Genomic DNA, 18,890 nt, shown 5'->3' with positions numbered 1-18,890 from the left:
ATTATGACAATGGGAACGGTTTTGGCATTAGTGGGAGCTGCGCTTGCAGTAATTCTTGCAGGCATGGGATCTGCATATGGAGTAGGAGTTGCTGGTCAGGCGGCAGCAGGTGTAGTAAGTGAGGATCCAAGCAAATTCGCAAAGGTTCTTATCATCCAGCTTCTTCCGGGTACACAGGGTATCTACGGACTTCTTGTTGGATTCATAGCATTGTCCAACATAGGAATCCTTTCAGGAACACCGAAGGAGCTCACAGTAGCACAGGGACTTATGATGCTTGCAGCATGTCTTCCAATAGCAGTAGTTGGTCTTGTATCAGCAATGCATCAGGGCAAGACAGCAGTTGCAGCAGTTGGAATAGTTGTAAAGAAGCCTGATCAGTTTGGTAAGGCGATGCTTTTCCCAGCCATGGTTGAGACATATGCGATCCTTGCACTTCTGGTATCAATTCTTGCGGTAAATGGAATCAAACTTTAATTTTTCATGCGCATGAACAATAGACGATAGTAAGGAGGATGTACTTTATGACAGGATTAGATACAATCGTAGAACAGATCCTTCAGGAAGCGCAGAAGGAAGCTGAAGAGATCAAAGCTCAGGCTGCCAGAAACGCGGATTCCATCATTGCAAATGCCAAAAAGACTGTGGATAAGATGAATGAGGATACCGGTGAGAAGGTTGCTCAGGCAGAAAAGTCCGGATCATTCAGGGCGAAGTCCTCATCGGAACTCAAGAAGAGACAGGCGATACTTGCGGCAAAACAGACCATCATCGGAAATATGCTGGATAAGGCATATGACGCAATGGTGGCGCTTCCGGATGAGGAGTATTTCCGGGTGATCATCAGATGTCTGGAGAAGTCGGTACAGCCGAAAAGCGGAGAGATATGCTTCTCCAGGAAAGATAGAAAACGACTTACACCACAGACTGAGAAGCAGATAGAGCAGATAGCTGCAGCTCATGGAGGAAGCCTGAAGGTGTCCGATGGAAACTGTGATATAGATGGAGGATTTGTTCTCATTTACGGAGGAATCGAGGAAAACTGTTCATTCAGGGCGATGCTGGACGCGAACAGAGAACATTTGGCAGACAAAGTAAATGAATTATTATTTGTTGATAACAGATAGCTGGAGGTAGGCAGATGGCAGACAAATATATATATGCGGTTGCCAGGATCAGGGCGCTTGAGATGTCGCTTATGAGTCAGGCGGCCATAGAACAGCTCGTGGCCACAGATTCCTACAAGAAGGCGGTTCAGTTCATCATAGAGAAGGGCTGGGGCGATAGTGATAATGCCAGTATGGATGAAAATGACATACTTAGGGCGGAGACCGACAAGACGTGGGCTGCCGTGGCCGAGATGGTGAATGATATGTCCGTGTTCGATGTCATAAGACTTCCGGATCTGTATCACAATCTCAAGGCGGCGATCAAGACTGTGGTTGCCGGGGAAACTCCTGCCCATGTGTTCTTCGACAATTCCGAGATAGACGGTCAGAAGATGTTGTCCATCGTAAGTGATAAGGCGTGGGACAGACTTCCAGAACACATGAGAGACTGCGCGAGGGAGGCTTGGGACTGTATGGCACAGGCCGGAGACGGTCAGATGTGCGATGCTGTGATAGACAGAGGAACACTGCTGGCGATCATGCAGGCTGCGAAGAAGGCAGATGACAGACTGCTCAGGGATTATGCAGAGACGACGGTGGCTGTTGCAGATATCAAGATAGCGGTGAGATCCATGAAGACAGGCAAAAACAAGGATTTCATGAAGAGAGCCATGGCGGAGTGCAACACTCTGGATATTGACAGGCTGGCGACGGCTGCGGTGGCTGGCATGGAGGAGATAGAGAGATACCTTGCGGACACAGCATACGCCGGTGGGGCAGAGGCACTTTCTGAGTCAGCATCGGCATTTGAGAGATGGTGTGATAACCGTATCATAGAGACGATAAAGCCTCAGAAGTACAACCCATTTACGGTGGGACCGATAGTGGCGTACATTCTGGCGAGGCTCAACGAGATAAAGACAGTCAGGATCATATTGACATGCAAGCTGAACCGGCTTCCGGAGGAGGCTATCAGGGAAAGGGTAAGGGAGATGTATGTATAAGATAGCTGTTATGGGCGATTATGACAGTATATACGGATTTGCAACTCTGGGCCTGGATACATTTCCTGTAGATGATCCGGAGTATGGGGTTACGCTGCTGAAAAGGCTGGCGGAGGACAATTATGCAGTTATATATATGACCGAGGCACTGGCTTCGGATCTCAATAAAGAGATAGACAGATACAGAGAGGTTATGAAGCCAGCGATCATTCTCATACCGGGGATATCAGGCAATACAGGGGCTGGAATAGCGGGAGTAAAAAAATCCGTTGAGCAGGCTGTAGGCTCGGACATATTATTTAATGAAGAATGATTAGAAAATAATGGTGAAACGAGCGGATATAGGTAATTGCGAAATCGGTATAATTCGATTTTGCAATTATCTATGGAGCGAGTGAGTATAGAAGGGAGCGTGAGCTGTTAAGTGGCTACAGGAAAGATTAAGAAGGTCGCCGGACCACTGGTCATCGCTGAGGGCATGCGTGATGCAAATATGTACGACGTTGTGCGTGTAAGTGAGAGCAGACTTATCGGCGAGATCATAGAGATGCACGGAGATCAGGCATCAGTTCAGGTATACGAGGAGACATCGGGACTTGCACCGGGAGCACCGGTCGAGTCAACGGGAATGCCTCTATCAGTTGAGCTGGGACCGGGACTTATAAGCAGTATATACGATGGAATCCAGAGACCGCTGGATGACATCATGAAGATATGTGGCAATAACCTGAAGCGAGGAGTTGAAGTTCCATCGCTGAAGAGAGATATCAAGTGGACGTTTGTGCCGACAGCAAAAGTGGGCGATAAGGTGTCGGCAGGCGATGTGATAGGAACAGTTCAGGAGACTGTGGTTGTCACACAGAAGATCATGGTGCCTTATGGCGTGACAGGAACCATCAAAGAGATAAAGGCAGGAGAATTCACAGTTGAGGAGACTGTATGTGTGGTTGAGACAGACAAGGGTGACAGGGAGCTGACACTCATGCAGAAGTGGCCGGTTCGTAAGGGCCGTCCATATAAGGAGAAGATACCACCGGTTATGCCACTTATCACAGGACAGAGAGTTGTGGATACATTCTTCCCTATAGCAAAGGGAGGAGTGGCTGCGGTTCCCGGACCTTTCGGAAGCGGTAAGACAGTCATCCAGCATCAGCTTGCAAAGTGGGCTGAGGCGGATATCGTAGTCTACATCGGATGCGGAGAGCGAGGAAACGAGATGACGGATGTTCTGAACGAGTTTCCAGAGCTGAAGGATCCGAAGACCGGACATTCGCTCATGCAGAGAACAGTCCTCATAGCCAACACATCGGATATGCCGGTTGCGGCCAGAGAGGCATCTATATATACAGGTATAACTATAGCTGAGTATTTCCGTGATATGGGTTACTCGGTGGCACTCATGGCGGATTCCACATCCCGTTGGGCTGAGGCGCTCAGAGAGATGTCAGGACGTCTGCAGGAGATGCCTGGAGAGGAGGGTTACCCTGCTTACCTCGGTTCAAGACTTGCGCAGTTCTACGAGAGAGCCGGAATGGTCAAGACTCTCGGCAGCGAGGGCAGAACCGGTGCACTGTCGGTTATCGGTGCGGTTTCTCCTCCGGGTGGTGATATTTCCGAGCCGGTTTCACAGGCAACACTTCGAATCGTCAAGGTATTCTGGGGACTGGATTCATCGCTTGCGTACAAGAGACATTTCCCTGCTATCAACTGGCTGACCTCATACTCTCTGTATGTGGACAATATGGGCAAATGGTTCGAGGAAAATGTAAATGAAAAGTTCATGGTCGACAGACAGAAGATGATGACACTGCTTCAGGAGGAGGCAGAGCTCGATGAGATCGTTAAGATGGTAGGTATGGATGCTCTTTCAGCGGGAGACCGACTGAAGATGGAGGCGGCGAGATCCATCAGAGAGGATTTTCTTCACCAGAACTCATTCCATGATGTGGACACATACACACCGCTTCACAAGCAGTTTTTGATGATGGAGCTCATCATGGCATTTTATGAGGAGTCGGCGCAGGCTCTTGCCGGTGGAGCAAGCATAAGAAATATTCTGAATATGCCGATCAGAGAAAAGATCGGACGATTCAAATATGTGCTTCCTGAGAATGTGGATGAAGAGTACGAGAAGATATCCAGGGAGCTTGACAAAGAGCTTCAGGAAGCTATAGAGAAGGAGGACTAAGACTATGCCAAAGGAATACAGAACTATACAGGAAGTTGCGGGTCCTCTGATGCTGGTGCACGGAGTTGAGAATGTAGCTTATGATGAGCTGGGTGAGATCGAGCTGGCGGACGGCGAGATCAGACGATGCAAGGTCCTTGAGATAAATGGTGAGGACGCCCTGGTACAGCTCTTTGAAAATTCAACAGGTATCAACCTTTCAAACAGCAAAGTAAGATTCCTTGGAAGGAGTATGGAGCTCGGCGTATCAGAAGATATGCTTGGCCGTGTATTTGACGGACTTGGAAGACCTATAGATGGCGGCCCTGAGATACTTCCTGATGAGAGAAGAGATATCAATGGTCTGCCGATGAATCCAGCTGCCAGAAACTATCCGTCTGAGTTCATTCAGACAGGTATATCAGCCATAGATGGACTGAACACACTGGTAAGAGGACAGAAGCTGCCGATATTCTCGGCCTCAGGACTTCCGCATAGCCAGCTTGCAGCACAGATAGCAAGACAGGCAAAGGTGCGCGGAACAGATGAGCCATTCGCCGTTGTATTTGCAGCCATGGGTATCACATTTGAGGAGGCAAACTTCTTCACAGAGAGCTTCAAGGAGACTGGTGCCATAGATAGAACAGTCCTCTTCATCAACCTGGCAAATGATCCTGCGGTTGAGCGTATCGCCACACCTAGAATGGCACTTACCGCCGCTGAGTATCTTGCATTTGAGAAGAACATGCACGTTCTGGTAATCCTCACGGATATCACGAACTATGCGGATGCACTTCGTGAGGTATCAGCTGCAAGAAAAGAGGTTCCGGGACGCCGTGGTTATCCTGGATACATGTACACTGACCTGGCAACTCTGTATGAGAGAGCCGGAAGACAGAAGGGTAAGAATGGAAGTATAACCATGATACCGATCCTGACCATGCCTGAGGATGACAAGACTCATCCTATACCAGACCTTACGGGATATATCACAGAGGGACAGATCATTCTCTCAAGAGAGCTGTATAGAAAGGGAGTCACACCGCCTATCGATGTACTTCCGTCACTGTCCAGACTTAAGGATAAGGGAACCGGTGAGGGCAAGACCAGAGGAGATCACGCCAGCACCATGAACCAGTTATTTGCTGCTTATTCAAGAGGAAAGGATGCCAAGGAGCTCATGACTATCCTGGGTGAGTCGGCACTTTCAGATATAGATATTATATATGCAAAGTTTGCAGAGGCATTTGAGAAGGAGTATGTATCCCAGGGGTACGGCACCGACAGAAGTATTGAGGAGACACTTGCCATCGGCTGGAAGCTTCTCTCCATTCTTCCTAGAGCCGAGCTGAAACGTATCGACGACAAGTGGCTTGACATGTATTACGGAAAGTAGTGGGTAGGCAATTTTGAAAGGCGTAGGTTGTGTTCGTCCCCATTGCGGCATATATTGCCAATAGGGGGAGTTTGAGGTCGCCGGTCCTTAGGTGGCGCCTCAAGCGGCACCTTAGTACCGCTGCAGACCGAAATAAGCGGAAGCGACCCCCGGTTGGCAATATATGCCGCAATGGGGACACAATTAAATGTACGAAATTCAAAATTGCCATATACACGTTGTCCTTGTAATACATGTCAAGTAGCTTGAGAATATATTTGGAAGAAAGGAGAAGACAGATGGCTAATGTTGTGGTTAATCCAACCAGAATGGAGCTGACAAGGCTTAAGAAGAAGCTGGTCACGGCATCCAGAGGCCATAAGCTCCTTAAGGATAAGCGAGATGAGCTGATGAGGCAGTTCCTTGACATGGCAAGAGAGAATATGGAACTGAGAAAGAAGGTTGAGGCAGGTATCAAAGCTGCCAACACAGGCTTTGTAATAGCGAAGGCGGGTATGAATGAGCAGACATTGAGCACGGCGCTCATGGCTCCGAAGCAGGAGGTGCGGATCGCCCTTGGCGACAGGAATGTAATGAGTGTTGACATTCCGGTGTACGACTATAAGACGAAAAGCGCAAATTCAAATGACATCTATTCGTATGGATTTGCATTTACATCTGGAGAGTTGGACGATGCAGTGAAGTCCCTATCGGATATACTTCCTGATATGCTGAGACTGGCGGAGGTGGAGAAGTCCTGCCAGATGCTCGCAGCGGAGATAGAGAAGACCAGAAGGCGTGTAAATGCTCTTGAGCATGTCATCATCCCGGAGACCCGGGAGGGAATAAAGTATATAAGCATGAAGCTTGATGAGAATGAGCGAAGCACCCAGGTCAGACTTATGAAGGTCAAGGACATGATGCTGGAGGAGGCTCATCACTACAAAGAGCATCAGTTCGAGCATGCGCAGTAGACAGAATGATATTCTATGTAAGGTAATAAAAAAGAAACTGGTTTCCGATATTTAAACTTATAGGACAAAAGTTTTGATAAAAACCGCCAACACCTCAGATAAATAAAGGGGTGTGGGCGGTTTGATCTTTTTGTTGAATATTGAATTAGTCGGTTGTATCCCTTCGCAGAAGAACTGGCGTGATCTTCTTGTGGACGGGAAATGAAAATAATCTGTATTTCCAGTTTGCGGGAAGCAAGACTGTTGCAAGAGTATCAAAGTATGAGATAAGCCTGATAGGCGACAAGGTTTCGTTTGTATTCATGCCACATAAGCTGCACTTCTTTGACAGCACAACCGAAAAAACAATCTAATCAAGCAGAAGGAGGACATAGTATGTACACATGCCAGAAGGCAGATGAATATATAAAAAAGAACAGAGTAGACAGAGCAGATAAGCCGGAGTTCCACCTCACAACTCCGGTGGGCTGGTTAAACGATCCAAATGGGTTTTCCATATATGGAGGAAAGGCACATTTGTTTTACCAGTTCCATCCATACAGTACAGAGTGGGGACCGATGCACTGGGGACACTCCAGTTCAAAGGATTTCATAAAATGGGAAGAGCTTCCAACTGCGCTGGCGCCAGACTCGAAATTTGATTCATTTGGGTGCTTTTCAGGAACTGCTATAGAGAATGACGGGAAGCATGTATTGTTCTATACAGGAGTAGTTGAGGAAAAACTGGCTGATGGAACTAAGAATGTTATACAAAACCAGTGTATGGCTGTAGGCGATGGAATTAGTTATGAAAAAATATCCGGCAATCCTGTTGTCGATGGGAAGATCATGCCAGAGGAATGCAGCCGTGCTGATTTCAGAGATCCGAAGGTCTGGAAGGATGAGGACGGCAGGTACTATATGCTGACTGGAAACCGGACATATGATGGAATCCCTCAGGTTGTACTGTTTTCTTCAGATGATATGTACAACTGGAAATTTGAATCAGTATTTGCAAAGGATGAAACAGGCAGATTTGGCGTAGTATGGGAGTGCCCAGACTATTTTGAGATGGATGGACATAAGCTGCTTATAGTATCCCCACAGGACATGTCAGCAGATGGAGAGTTTCACAATGGAAATAACGTGGTATTCTTCATAGGCGATGTGGATGAAGAGAACCATATTTTTAAGTATGAAAAAGCGGTATCTGTGGACAGTGGATTTGATTTTTATGCACCGCAGACTATAATGACACCTGATGGACGAAGAGTGATGATTGGCTGGATGCAGTCTTGGGACAGCGTAAATACGCTGCCACGTGGACAGAAGTGGGCATGTATGATGTCAGTTCCTAGAGAGCTAATGATCTCTGATGGCAAGCTGATCCAGACTCCGGTCAGAGAGCTTTGTGGATACAGGCAGAACAAGCTGGTAGTTAATGATACTTTGCGTGGTGAGAAGACATATGAAGGCATTAACGGCAGAGTTATCGATATGACAGTTGATATAAAGAAAGCTGACTGCGGACATTTTACAATGCACTTTGCAAAGGATGAGATTCATGAAACCAATGTCAGCTATACCCCGGGAACACAAATGCTTGAGATAGACAGAACATTTGCGGGATGGATACGTGATACAAACTGTGTGCGCAAGGTCAAAATCAAGAATGGCAATGGTCTTTCAAAAATGAGAATAGTGATGGATTGGAATTCCATAGAGATATTTGTAAATGATGGGGAACAAGTGCTGTCTACAGTTATATATACACCGCGCAATGCTCAGGATATTGTATTTGAAACTGACGGATGTGTGGAACTTGAGGTGGAGAAATACGATCTGAACATATAAGTCATATGCTCTGATTGATCAAATTTTGAAAGAAATAGAAGAGTTTATTATACAATAAAATTCTTGAAAACCTAAATACATGTGATAAAAATACCAGCTTGCAAAGATTAGAAAAAACATCTGATTTTGCAGACTGGTATTTTGTTTATTTATCCAGCAAATATGCTGACTACATGTAAATGCGCAATGTCATAAATTTAAGCGTATTGAAAAAAAGTTAAGCTCTGTTATTCAATGCAGTTATGTTATACTTATAGTGAAAACACTGTTGAAAAGTGTGGTAGTGCATCAGTGCTAGGTTTCTAAAAACGACCACTATACTTATTAGGACTAAAACATCAGTAAATGTTGGGAAAATAAAGGAGAAATTGCATGAAAGTTCATAATTATAAAACAAAAAATAACATTGAGCAGGCAGAGGATACAACTTGTGGAACATGCAGAAAAATAACATTGAACGGTATAGGTCTGCTTTCCGGAGCACAGCTTAAGTATATAGCGTTCATTTCAATGCTTATAGATCATACGAATAAGACTTTGCTGTATCCGTATCTGGACGGTGGAATAATATCGGCTGTAAGTGATGTATTTGATGTCCTGGGACGGATAGCCTTCCCAATATTCATATATATGCTTGTGGAAGGATATTTTCATACGAGAAACAAGTGGAGGTATCTTGGAATGCTGCTTATATTTGGTGTGATATCTGAGATCCCTTATGACATGTTCTCCAGTGGCGTATTCTTTGAATGGAATGCAAATAATATTATGTTTACATTGGCGATGGTGCTGGCAATGATATGGATCATAGATGTGCTGAGGAAAAAAATGGAGAAGCTTCCCAAGGCAGTATGGTTTATAGCAACGATACCGATAGTTGCCATAGTGTGTCTTATATCGATGAATCTTGCGGTTGATTATGACTACCATGCCATACTTATAGGATATTTCCTGTATATATTTCATGAAAAGTCCGCAATTGCAATACCGTTCTGCTACCTGGCGATGTTCAAGGAACCGTGGGCACTGTTGGGGTTTGGACTGACTTTGACATACAATGGCAAGCGCGGCAGGCAGAATAAGCTGGTGAATTACCTGTTCTATCCAGTGCATATGCTGATACTCGGTATTATAAGGATGTGTCTTGGGCTGTGATAGATGAGAAGGAGCGCGGAGGCATTATGGAAATTGACAAAGAGCTGATGATAAAGACATATGACCTCAGGCGCAGGCTTCACAGTATTCCTGAGGCTTCGATGCATGAGATGCGGACTAAGGCGATGCTCATGTCGTTTCTCAGGGAGAATACTGACCTTGAGATCGTGGATAGAGGTGCTTGGTTTTATGCGGTGCTGAAATCTTCTTATGACATAATAGGGGATGAAGAAAGAACGCCGATCGCGTTTAGGGCAGACATGGATGCAGTGTGTGGGCAGGATGGAAAGCCGGGACATTACTGCGGGCATGATGGACATAGCAGTATATTATGTGGGGCTGCGGCCTGGCTGTCCCGTGCAATGGAAAAATGCGGAAATACGCATGTGTGTGATATAAATGACAATTCTGGAGTGATTTGCCAGAATCAGATAATTAACAGGGACGTCTATTTCATTTTCCAGCCCGGCGAGGAGATTGGTGCCGGGGCAAGGCTGTGCAGAGATCTTATAGTTGAGAAGAATATAGGTGAGGTTTATGGACTTCATAACATACCGGGATATCCGAGAAATCATGTGCTGACGATAGATGGAACATTTGCATGCGCATCAACGGGGCTTGAGATACATATGGCTGGTGCTGCCAGCCATGCGGCATATCCTGAGGCGGGAAAGAATCCGGGACCTGCGCTTGCCAGGCTGTTGCTGGAGGTAGAGAAGCTTACGGAGGAGTACAATCGCAGCAGGGGATTTGTCAGGATGACGCTCATCGGAATGGATATTGGAAGTGCCAATTACGGTGTGGCTGCATCAGAAGGAACGCTGCGCATGACGGTGAGGGCTGAGAGAGAAAAGATATTTGCCGGGTATGTGGATGAGATAAAGCAGATTGCACAAAATACTGCGGACGATGGGGGCTTCACCCTTGATATACAGGAGATAGAGCGGTTCCCGGCAACGGAAAATCATGCTGTGAATGTGGACAAACTGAGAAAATGTGCTGCTGACCAGAATATTGTGGTCACAGAACTTGCTGAGCCGATGAGGTGGTCGGAGGACTTCGGATACTATCTGCAGGAGACAAAGGGGGCATTCTTTGGCATAGGTGATGGTGAGGATCATGCCCAGCTCCACACGGCGGGATTCGAGTTCCCGGATGAGATCATAGAGACAGCAGTTAAGATGTTTGTGGGGCTGGCATTGATGTAGTGCAGGTAGGAGATAATAAGTTATTTGATGTTCGAAAATGGGGTAAAGTCGTATGAAGATAAAATATGACAGACGCGTAATGCGTATAATTCTGACCACCGCGGTGGTGGTATCTGTTCCTACACTTGCAGGAATGATCTGTGGTGTGTTTTTTGATGATATTGTCAGTACATTTTGCGATGTTATGATGGTTACGGGTGTTATAACATTTTGCCCTATGGCTGGTTTGTGGCTTGCCTGCCTGGACGCATGGCTGTACCTGAGAGAACTGGGCAAGGCCGGATATGAGGTTCCAGATGACAGAAGGAAATATAATTGTGTGCTAGAAAATCTGCCGAGAGAACGAGAAGATTATTGCATCGTTGATGGAAGGGACAGGGATAGCGTGATATCAGCATGTATCACGGCTGCATGTGCACTTTGTTTTGCAGTGGTGGTCATAAAGTATTATGTAGGGTGGTGGCGCTGGCTCCCCGGAGTGTCGCTTCCTGGAATATGCCTGTGTATTGTTGTTGTATTCTGGGTGGCTGGGGCAGTTGTATATTATAGACAGTCTGACAATAGAAAATATAGAGGAAGGCTTGAACCAGTCGATGACAGAAAGGTAAGAACCTATCTGTTTAAGAAGATTATGACTATACTTTTGGCTGGCTTTGTATCCGTGATTTTTGATCTGGCTATGTTTTCTGCGGCTGGTTACATGGCCAAAGCGCAGGTGGAGGCGGATGTTGAGAAGGTGAGATACGAGGTCGCTGGTATAAGCGATGCATCTCGTGACGGCCAAGATGGAACATACCAGCCAGGAGAGATAGACACGGACAAGCTGAGCATAGATTTTCGGATGAAAGACGGACATCTTGAATGGCAGTCAGAGCACGGGCAGATGAAGCTTACGTATGTATATACATGGAAATATGGGAAAACGGAAAGAAGTATCATCAGATGATTTTTGCACGATCTTTGCGTAAACTTGTGCCTGTTCAGGCATAAAATCCCTCTCGTAGAACATAATAATAACAAGTTGTAAAAGGGATGTGTGTGGAGGTTCGACATGACAAAAGCGGCAAAGATATATCTGGTGGTTCTCATATGGCTGTCAGCACTGGTGCAGCTGGCGGTACTTCTGATCTAGAATTTATTAGCTATTATCTGAATAGTGATTCGGATTTGATGGATTCAGTAAAATGTGACTGCCTCTTGAGTCATTCCGGAATTGTTCAGAATGAAATAACAGGTAACGACCTGTTTTGTTAAAGAATTAAATGAAAATATATATCATTACCAATGATTATATGTTAGAATAAATCGACTTTGTTTCAAATTGCAGGGATGCAGCCGCGAATATGCGGAATGTTTGGAGACAGGGTCGATTTTTCTGCATAAAATGCAGGATGATCTTCGTGGATTTTGGGAAAAATAGGAAGTCTGTTAGCTATTTTACCCTTGATATCGTGCCTTAAAATGTATCTCGACATGGAGAGGCAGGTGGATAGGGCTACTAACCGTGATCCATGCCATCACCCGGTATCATAAAGGGGTTTTTTCTTAACATGTTTTTGATTCCCCGACAGTATGAGGGCAAGATAAAGTTGTGCTCATGCGAGGAGAGCTATCAGATAGGCTTTTCGTTATTTGCTCCCCGGGCTGGTGAGATATACAGCAGTGATACATGGAGCGTGGATTTGTTGTCCGCTGACGGCGGGGCGGTCGCTCTTGTCGTCCATTTGGAATGGCAGATGACAAATGCGCTTTGTTGGGGCACTGTAAGTAAGTGACGGAGTATGTCACGATACTTAAGGAGGAAATAAATGGAAAAAAACAACAATAATTCCAACAATATCATTGAATTGAAAAACATTGTCAAGACCTATGACAATGGATTCACAGCAGTTGACGGCTTTAACCTCGAAGTGAAGAGAGGCGAGTTCGTCACGTTCTTAGGCCCTTCAGGCTGCGGAAAAACCACGACACTTAGAATGATAGCAGGATTCGAGATTCCTACTTCAGGAGAGATATTACTGGATGGACAGGATATCAGCAAGCTTCCACCAAATAAGAGACCTATCAACACGGTCTTTCAGAGGTATGCGCTGTTCCCACATCTGAATATCTTTGACAACATAGCATTTGGCCTCAAGCTCAAGAAGCTTCCTAAGGCAGAGATCGTGAAGAAGGTCAAGAAGGTCCTTGAGATGGTTGACCTTGAGGGCTTTGAGGACAGAAAAGTCGCCACGCTTTCTGGTGGACAGCAGCAGAGAATAGCTATAGCGAGAGCCCTTGTCAATGAGCCAGAGATACTTCTTCTGGATGAGCCTCTTGGCGCACTGGATCTCAAGATGAGAAAAGAGATGCAGATAGAGCTCAAGGGAATGCATGACAGGCTGGGAATCACTTTTATCTATGTAACACATGACCAGGAGGAAGCGCTCACCATGTCAGACAAGATAGTTGTCATGAGCGAGGGTGAGATACAGCAGATAGGAACTCCTGAAGATATATATAATGAGCCAAAGAACGCATTTGTTGCGGATTTCATAGGCGAGAGTAACATCTTCAACGGAATCATGACGGGCAAGTTAAAGGTAAGATTCTGTGGTGCAGAATTTGTCTGTCTGGATGACGTGGAGATTGGAACAAAGGTGGACGCCGTAGTAAGACCGGAGGATGTGATGATCACTACACCTGAACAGGGCGCTGTAAAGGGCGTTGTGACCTCCGTAGTATTTAAGGGTGTTCACTATGAGATCACCGTTGAGTCCGGAAGAAATGAGATAGTTATTCAGACCACAAAGTCCGCCAAGGTTGGAGACAAGGTTGGCCTCAATGTTGAACCTGATGGAATACACATCATGATATCGGAGACTGCAATCAACAAGATTGAGAGCTCAGTCAATAGGAATTATGCCCTCGGCGTATTTGACGGTAAGGTATCATGCGACCTCACGGAGATCGTTCCGGGTTCAGCCATGAAGGATGGCGTGCTGGTGGATGCAAATGGTGAGGCGATAGACCGTGAGAAGATCAAGGTAATAGTATCTATACTTCCAGAGGATATCGACATGAGTGATGACGAGGAAGCTGGTATACTCTGCGGACATATCATCAATCTTATATATAAGGGAGACCACTACAGCTATGTGGTGAGAACTGACAATGAGGAGGACTTTATCGTGGATGACGAGTACCTGTGGAACATGGAGGACAGAGTCAGCCTGATAATTCCAGAGGATAAGATGAAGTTTTCACTTAAGAGATAAGTGTGTCAAGTTTTCTCTGAAAACTTGACATGTAGCGTCAGCCCCTCGCCGAAGGCGACTTTTAATGGGCTGATGTTCAAGAAATGGAGGGATATACATGAACGGCTTACGTTTTTCAAGAAAACAGCTGGGCATCCCATACGCATTATTTCTCATATGCTTTGTAGTTGCACCACTGTTTGTAATTATTTATTATGCCTTCACCAACGGCGAGGGCAGGTTTACATTTGACAATCTGACGGGATTCTTTACCAGCCCGAACACCATAGGTACTCTGGCATACAGCTTTTTGCTTGCCATAGCGACTACTTTGGTGTGTCTGCTGCTGGCCTATCCGATCGCATATATACTTGCGAGAAGTGAGATGAAAAGGAAATCGGTAATTGTCATGATGTTCGTGCTCCCGATGTGGATCAACTTCACACTGAGGATCACAGCACTCAAGGAAGTACTCACGGTTATAGAGGGCAATCTGGCATTCCACCCGTTTCTCAATTCGGTTATAGGAATGACATATGATTTTCTGCCATTTATGATACTTCCTATATACACAACCATATTGAAGCTTGACGGCAGCCTTATGGAGGCCGCTGTGGATCTTGGGGCAAATAGCTTCCAGACATTTGTCAAGGTCACACTTCCGCTCACCGTTCCGGGAATCGTCAGCGGAATAGTTATGGTATTTTTGCCATCGATGACTAACTATGTTGTGCTTGACATGCTTTACAACAGCACATACATCATGGGTAGTCTGATAGGAAGCTACTTCTCAGCATACAACTGGAACGGCGGTTCTATGATAGCACTCGTCCTTCTTGTGATAATACTTGTATTCACACTTGTGACAAACAAGTACACGGATGACGACGGTGGAAGCAGAGGAGGTGCGTTGTTATAATGAAGAAATGGTCTAAGATTATATTTATATGCATTATGCTGCTTCTCATATATATGCCTATACTGATACTGGCTGTGTACAGCTTTACGACATCGGCAAATATCGGAAGCATTCACGGATGGTCGCTCCACAATTATGTGACTCTGTTCACCAAAGATGAGCTGAGGTCAATGATCGTTGGAACTGTTCTTCTGGCTGCCGGTTCAGCACTGATAGCAACCATTCTAGGAACACTCGGTGCCATAGGTGCTTTTTATTCAAAAAAATGGGCTTCAGCATCGATAAATGCCATGAATGAGGTGCCTGTTGTAAATGCAGATGTTGTGACAGGTTTCTCTATATGTATACTGCTCATAGTTGCATTCGGCATGAGCAAGGACAGCTATGTTCCACTTGTCATCGGCCATGTGGTTTTGTCGGCACCTTTCGTATATCTGTCGGTAGTGCCAAAGCTCAAGCAGATGGACAGCAGTCTGTATGAGGCTGCGTTAGATCTGGGAGCTACACCTTTCCAGGGACTCACAAAGGTAGTGATACCTCAGATACTTCCGGGTATTATTTCGGGATTTGCGCTGGCTGTTACACTGTCACTGGATGATTACTTCATCGCGACATACACCAAGCCTGCGACATTTGACACCATAAGTACTTACGTTGTAAATGCGACAAAGGGTTCACAGACTGAGATCAAGACAGCCCTGTGGGCGCTCTCAACAGTCATATTTGCACTGGTTGTCATAATCGTTGTGGCTATGAATGTGGCCGGAAGAAAGAAGGAGGTGGAGCGCTTATGAACGGAGTGAATAATTTTAATGCGCTCCACCGATCTGCCCCGCTCGCGAAGCAGAGAGGGGCGATACATTATAGAGAGGGTGGAGCGATGATAAGACATAGATGTTTTAGACGTTCGATTTCCAGAAAGCTGGCGGCAGCAGTCATGGCTGTTTCATTGCTTGCCGGACAGATGCTGCCGGTAATGGCGGCGGAGGATGCAGGAGCTTCGGCAGATGACTCTCAGTCAGTTGCAAGTTCAGCAAATGACAGTGCAGCGAATGATGCGGCGTCCATCAAGAACAACGGTGCATCTGCTACTGAAAAAGAGGTCACTCTCAGGGTGTGCAGCTGGGAAGAGTACATTGACGAGGGTGGCTGGGATGAAGACGAAGCCCTGGAACTGGACAATGGAACAACTATATTTGGTGAGAATTCCATGGTGGAGGATTTCGAGAACTGGTATTACGAGAATTATGGTGTGAAGGTGAATGTTCAATATTCATGCTTCGGTACCAATGAGGATCTCTATAATATGCTGACTCTCGGCGATGTGTATGATCTTGTATGTCCTTCGGAGTACATGATCATGAAGCTTATGTCTGAGAACAAGCTTGAGCCTTTGTCCGATGGCTTTTTCGATGAGAACAACGACAAGAATTATTATATAAATGGTGTGTCGCCATATATTCGAGATACATTTGAGACTCATGAGATAAATGGTGAGACCTGGAGCAAATATGCGGCTGGTTTCATGTTTGGAATTACGGGAATTCTGTACAATCCGGAGAAGATGACTGCTGACGAGGCGGGAACATGGACAGTCCTCAACAACCCTAAGTTTGCAAAACAGATCACCATAAAAGACAATGTCAGAGATTCCTACTTTGCCGCAGTCGGAGCACTGCAGAGGGACAAGCTGATGGACACTGAATTCAGGGCTCAGGATGATTACTCAGAGCAGCTCAAGGATATCATGAACGATGTCAGTCCTGAGACTATAGCAAAGTCACAGGATCTTCTTCAGGACATAAAGGATAATGTGTATTCATTTGAGACTGACAGCGGTAAGGCAGACATGATAACAGGAAAGGTTGTTGCGAATTATCAGTGGTCAGGAGATGCAGTTTATGCCATGGATCAGGCTGAGGAGGATGGTGTGAAGCTTGACTTTGCGGTCCCTGAGGAGTGCACAAATCTGTACTTTGACGGATGGGTCATGCTGAAAAATGGAATAGACGGTGACGCTGACAGAAAGCAGGCGGCCGAGGCGTTTATCAACTTTGTGTCAAGACCTGACAATGCAGTCCGCAACATGTATTACATTGGTTATACCTCAGTCATAGCAGGTGGGGATGACGATACGGTATATTCTTATCTGGATTACACTTATGGTGCAGAGGATGACGAGGAGGATGTTGTTGATTATCCACTTGGATATTTCTTCACAGGGGACAACTCAGATCCTGACTACGTTCTCAGAGCTCCTGCGGAACAGGTCAACAGACAGCTTGGGGCTCAGTATCCGTCACAGGACGCCATAGAGAGAAGTGCGGTCATGGAGTATTTCGATGAGGATGCCACCAAGGATATCAACCAGATGTGGATCAACATCAGATGCTACAATATCAAAGATGTGCCGACATGGGCATGGTTTATTGTGGCAGCGGTGATCGGTGCACTGGCCGGAGTGATCGTATATCATAAAAGGTCAAAGAAATTTTATCTTGGGAAATAGAATAATATAAGATAAACGGCTGCCCTGATGGTGTGTGGTTTTCAATAATAGATAATCACATGCCACCAAGGCAGTCGTTTTAATTGTGCGGAGCAACATACAAATACAGTGCTATCTCTTTGCCTGCTCAAGCTCCTTTTTGAGTCGTGTAATTTCTGATTCGGCGTCGCTGAGTTTAGCCTGAGCAGAGTCCAGTTCAGCCTGAGTAGAGTTCAGTTTAGCTTGAGTAGATTCTAACTTGGCATTTGCTGCGTCTACTTCGGCGGTTTTGATGTTTAATTCTTTAAGTTTCTCCTCCAACGCCTGCATTTTTAATACAAGTTCATCAGATTCAAGCTCCAGGGACTGATCGATCATATCATGTACCTCCTCACTTTCTGTATAGGTTTCATACAGATAGGAATATAATTTCTTCGTCAGCGATATGAGCTGATGAGCATCAGAAGGAGTTATATTTCCTAGCTGCTGGTTAGTTTCTATACTGCCAAGTATATCAGTCTCAACGAGCTTTTTCAACGAACAGATAGTGTCATGTGATCTGTTTTTAGCCATGAGTTTTCTGAGCTTTAAAAGGTGAAAAGGTATGAGTATCACCATCTTTCTGTTGTTCAGTTCCTGCGCACTGATATCGGCAAGCTTCACCGTTGGCACAGTGTAGGTATAGATTTTCTGATCTCCGAAATCAAGCTGTAAATTATATTTGTCTGGCACTTTTGATGAGACGTCGCCAAGAAATATTATGCAGGGATTTGGAAAATGAAGGACAAAATTGGGATGAGCTGTATCGTCCGCCGGTATGGCTTCTTTGTTGACATCTGCATAGCCATACCCATAAGAAAATACGCGGAATATGATCTCCTGGTCCTCGGTGATCTGGGCCTCCATATGATATGCGTCTTTGTTGTTTAGTATCAGGATAGTGTCCGCAAGAGTGGCCTTGAGGGTGCTGTCGGCTTGGTGTTCAGTCCAGTGATAGCTGATGGTTGCGGTATCAGGATCGTAGTTTGTGCTAAAAAGACCATTTATCATATTGGTCACGGCCTTTGATGAGAGGGTTAATATTTTCTTGAAAGCACGGTCAAATATCATCTCGTTATGTATATTGTTGTTGCCTGTATATGTCAAATAAAAATCTCCTTAGAATTCGTATTCCAGCTGGTAGGTCACACGATACATTACTGGAAAATCAAAGTCAATAGAATGGCACAAATGCGTTAAATAAGCGAATTTAGGGGGTTTTTTAGGGGGTGATTTTACTATTTGGATAGCTAGATGCATTGTTTGCATGCATAACGTGCCTTTCGGACACATTATCAGATAGAGGGTCAGAAATTAATACATAAAAATAGATTACATTGTATAAATGCAGATGAATACAGACGCAGTTAAAGAATTTGTTCC

General features: G+C 45.4%; 18 protein-coding genes. 17 read left to right on the top strand and 1 reads right to left on the bottom strand.

All coding sequences use genetic code 11. The features are described 5' to 3' along the window. The first annotated feature begins 3 nt into the window (after positions 1-3). The 17 genes from NQ536_RS12805 (at position 4) to NQ536_RS12725 (ending at position 17,489) form a co-directional block, all read left to right on the top strand. Entirely contained in the window at positions 4-477 is a 474-nt protein-coding gene (locus NQ536_RS12805; RefSeq protein ID WP_004850778.1) for a V-type ATP synthase subunit K, read from the top strand. A 47-nt stretch (positions 478-524) separates the two neighbouring features. Continuing rightward, positions 525-1,127, top strand: a complete 603-nt coding sequence (locus tag NQ536_RS12800; protein ID WP_044997938.1) for a V-type ATP synthase subunit E — start codon at positions 525-527, stop codon at positions 1,125-1,127. A gap of 14 nt (positions 1,128-1,141) precedes the next feature. Further along, entirely contained in the window at positions 1,142-2,113 is a 972-nt protein-coding gene (locus tag NQ536_RS12795; protein ID WP_004850774.1) for a V0D/AC39 family V-type ATPase subunit, read from the top strand. After that, positions 2,106-2,426: a V-type ATP synthase subunit F gene (locus NQ536_RS12790; RefSeq protein ID WP_004850773.1), complete on the top strand. Its 321-nt coding sequence runs from the start codon at positions 2,106-2,108 to the stop codon at positions 2,424-2,426. Before NQ536_RS12795 ends, NQ536_RS12790 begins: the two co-directional genes overlap by 8 nt. 111 nt (positions 2,427-2,537) lie before the next feature. Further along, positions 2,538-4,301 (top strand): V-type ATP synthase subunit A, encoded by a 1,764-nt coding sequence (locus tag NQ536_RS12785; protein ID WP_004850772.1) that lies wholly within the window; start codon positions 2,538-2,540, stop codon positions 4,299-4,301. Positions 4,302-4,305: 4 nt separating this feature from the next. Further along, positions 4,306-5,676: a V-type ATP synthase subunit B gene (locus NQ536_RS12780; RefSeq protein WP_004850771.1), complete on the top strand. Its 1,371-nt coding sequence runs from the start codon at positions 4,306-4,308 to the stop codon at positions 5,674-5,676. Between the two features lie 278 nt (positions 5,677-5,954). Then, entirely contained in the window at positions 5,955-6,629 is a 675-nt protein-coding gene (locus NQ536_RS12775) for a V-type ATP synthase subunit D (RefSeq protein ID WP_004850770.1), read from the top strand. Between the two features lie 179 nt (positions 6,630-6,808). Beyond that, a complete protein-coding gene (locus NQ536_RS12770) occupies positions 6,809-6,982 on the top strand; it encodes a hypothetical protein (RefSeq protein WP_004850769.1) in 174 nt (57 codons plus the stop codon). A 22-nt stretch (positions 6,983-7,004) separates the two neighbouring features. After that, positions 7,005-8,462 (top strand): glycoside hydrolase family 32 protein, encoded by a 1,458-nt coding sequence (locus NQ536_RS12765; RefSeq protein ID WP_044997937.1) that lies wholly within the window; start codon positions 7,005-7,007, stop codon positions 8,460-8,462. Between the two features lie 372 nt (positions 8,463-8,834). Beyond that, positions 8,835-9,617: a TraX family protein gene (locus tag NQ536_RS12760; RefSeq protein ID WP_004850767.1), complete on the top strand. Its 783-nt coding sequence runs from the start codon at positions 8,835-8,837 to the stop codon at positions 9,615-9,617. A gap of 26 nt (positions 9,618-9,643) precedes the next feature. Continuing rightward, complete coding sequence (locus NQ536_RS12755) at positions 9,644-10,825, top strand: M20 metallopeptidase family protein (RefSeq protein ID WP_227909617.1); 1,182 nt, start codon at positions 9,644-9,646, stop codon at positions 10,823-10,825. Between the two features lie 52 nt (positions 10,826-10,877). Next, positions 10,878-11,771 carry a hypothetical protein gene (locus NQ536_RS12750; RefSeq protein ID WP_004850763.1) on the top strand — a complete coding sequence of 298 codons (894 nt, stop codon included), beginning with the start codon at positions 10,878-10,880 and terminating at the stop codon, positions 11,769-11,771. Positions 11,772-12,375: 604 nt separating this feature from the next. Beyond that, complete coding sequence (locus tag NQ536_RS12745) at positions 12,376-12,600, top strand: hypothetical protein (RefSeq protein ID WP_015534264.1); 225 nt, start codon at positions 12,376-12,378, stop codon at positions 12,598-12,600. 33 nt (positions 12,601-12,633) lie between these two features. Continuing rightward, entirely contained in the window at positions 12,634-14,082 is a 1,449-nt protein-coding gene (gene potA / locus NQ536_RS12740) for a polyamine ABC transporter ATP-binding protein (RefSeq protein ID WP_004850758.1), read from the top strand. A 97-nt stretch (positions 14,083-14,179) separates the two neighbouring features. Then, positions 14,180-14,980 (top strand): ABC transporter permease, encoded by an 801-nt coding sequence (locus NQ536_RS12735; protein ID WP_004850757.1) that lies wholly within the window; start codon positions 14,180-14,182, stop codon positions 14,978-14,980. Continuing rightward, positions 14,980-15,774: an ABC transporter permease gene (locus NQ536_RS12730; protein WP_004850756.1), complete on the top strand. Its 795-nt coding sequence runs from the start codon at positions 14,980-14,982 to the stop codon at positions 15,772-15,774. The genes NQ536_RS12735 and NQ536_RS12730 overlap by 1 nt, the downstream gene beginning before the upstream one ends. Beyond that, positions 15,771-17,489 carry an extracellular solute-binding protein gene (locus NQ536_RS12725; protein WP_004850753.1) on the top strand — a complete coding sequence of 573 codons (1,719 nt, stop codon included), beginning with the start codon at positions 15,771-15,773 and terminating at the stop codon, positions 17,487-17,489. Before NQ536_RS12730 ends, NQ536_RS12725 begins: the two co-directional genes overlap by 4 nt. A gap of 111 nt (positions 17,490-17,600) precedes the next feature. On the opposite strand, the gene NQ536_RS12720 is transcribed toward NQ536_RS12725, so the two are convergent. Then, positions 17,601-18,614, bottom strand: coding sequence for a coiled-coil domain-containing protein (locus tag NQ536_RS12720; protein ID WP_049937725.1), 1,014 nt, complete (start codon positions 18,612-18,614; stop codon positions 17,601-17,603). Positions 18,615-18,890 lie beyond the last annotated feature (276 nt).

Source organism: Coprococcus eutactus (assembly GCF_025149915.1).
Lineage (GTDB): Bacteria > Bacillota > Clostridia > Lachnospirales > Lachnospiraceae > Coprococcus > Coprococcus eutactus.
This window is presented reverse-complemented; position numbering and strand designations above follow the sequence as displayed.

What these genes read in the sequence shown, in the direction of transcription:
- NQ536_RS12795 (WP_004850774.1), top strand. Translation starts at nt 1,142, where the DNA reads ATGGCAGACAAATATATATATGCGGTTGCCAGGATCAGGGCGCTTGAG.
- NQ536_RS12800 (WP_044997938.1), top strand. Translation starts at nt 525, where the DNA reads ATGACAGGATTAGATACAATCGTAGAACAGATCCTTCAGGAAGCGCAG.
- NQ536_RS12790 (WP_004850773.1), top strand. Translation starts at nt 2,106, where the DNA reads ATGTATAAGATAGCTGTTATGGGCGATTATGACAGTATATACGGATTT.
- NQ536_RS12750 (WP_004850763.1), top strand. Translation starts at nt 10,878, where the DNA reads ATGAAGATAAAATATGACAGACGCGTAATGCGTATAATTCTGACCACC.
- NQ536_RS12755 (WP_227909617.1), top strand. Translation starts at nt 9,644, where the DNA reads ATGGAAATTGACAAAGAGCTGATGATAAAGACATATGACCTCAGGCGC.
- potA (WP_004850758.1), top strand. Translation starts at nt 12,634, where the DNA reads ATGGAAAAAAACAACAATAATTCCAACAATATCATTGAATTGAAAAAC.
- NQ536_RS12805 (WP_004850778.1), top strand. Translation starts at nt 4, where the DNA reads ATGACAATGGGAACGGTTTTGGCATTAGTGGGAGCTGCGCTTGCAGTA.
- NQ536_RS12775 (WP_004850770.1), top strand. Translation starts at nt 5,955, where the DNA reads ATGGCTAATGTTGTGGTTAATCCAACCAGAATGGAGCTGACAAGGCTT.
- NQ536_RS12745 (WP_015534264.1), top strand. Translation starts at nt 12,376, where the DNA reads ATGTTTTTGATTCCCCGACAGTATGAGGGCAAGATAAAGTTGTGCTCA.
- NQ536_RS12725 (WP_004850753.1), top strand. Translation starts at nt 15,771, where the DNA reads ATGAACGGAGTGAATAATTTTAATGCGCTCCACCGATCTGCCCCGCTC.
- NQ536_RS12730 (WP_004850756.1), top strand. Translation starts at nt 14,980, where the DNA reads ATGAAGAAATGGTCTAAGATTATATTTATATGCATTATGCTGCTTCTC.
- NQ536_RS12780 (WP_004850771.1), top strand. Translation starts at nt 4,306, where the DNA reads ATGCCAAAGGAATACAGAACTATACAGGAAGTTGCGGGTCCTCTGATG.
- NQ536_RS12765 (WP_044997937.1), top strand. Translation starts at nt 7,005, where the DNA reads ATGTACACATGCCAGAAGGCAGATGAATATATAAAAAAGAACAGAGTA.
- NQ536_RS12735 (WP_004850757.1), top strand. Translation starts at nt 14,180, where the DNA reads ATGAACGGCTTACGTTTTTCAAGAAAACAGCTGGGCATCCCATACGCA.
- NQ536_RS12760 (WP_004850767.1), top strand. Translation starts at nt 8,835, where the DNA reads ATGAAAGTTCATAATTATAAAACAAAAAATAACATTGAGCAGGCAGAG.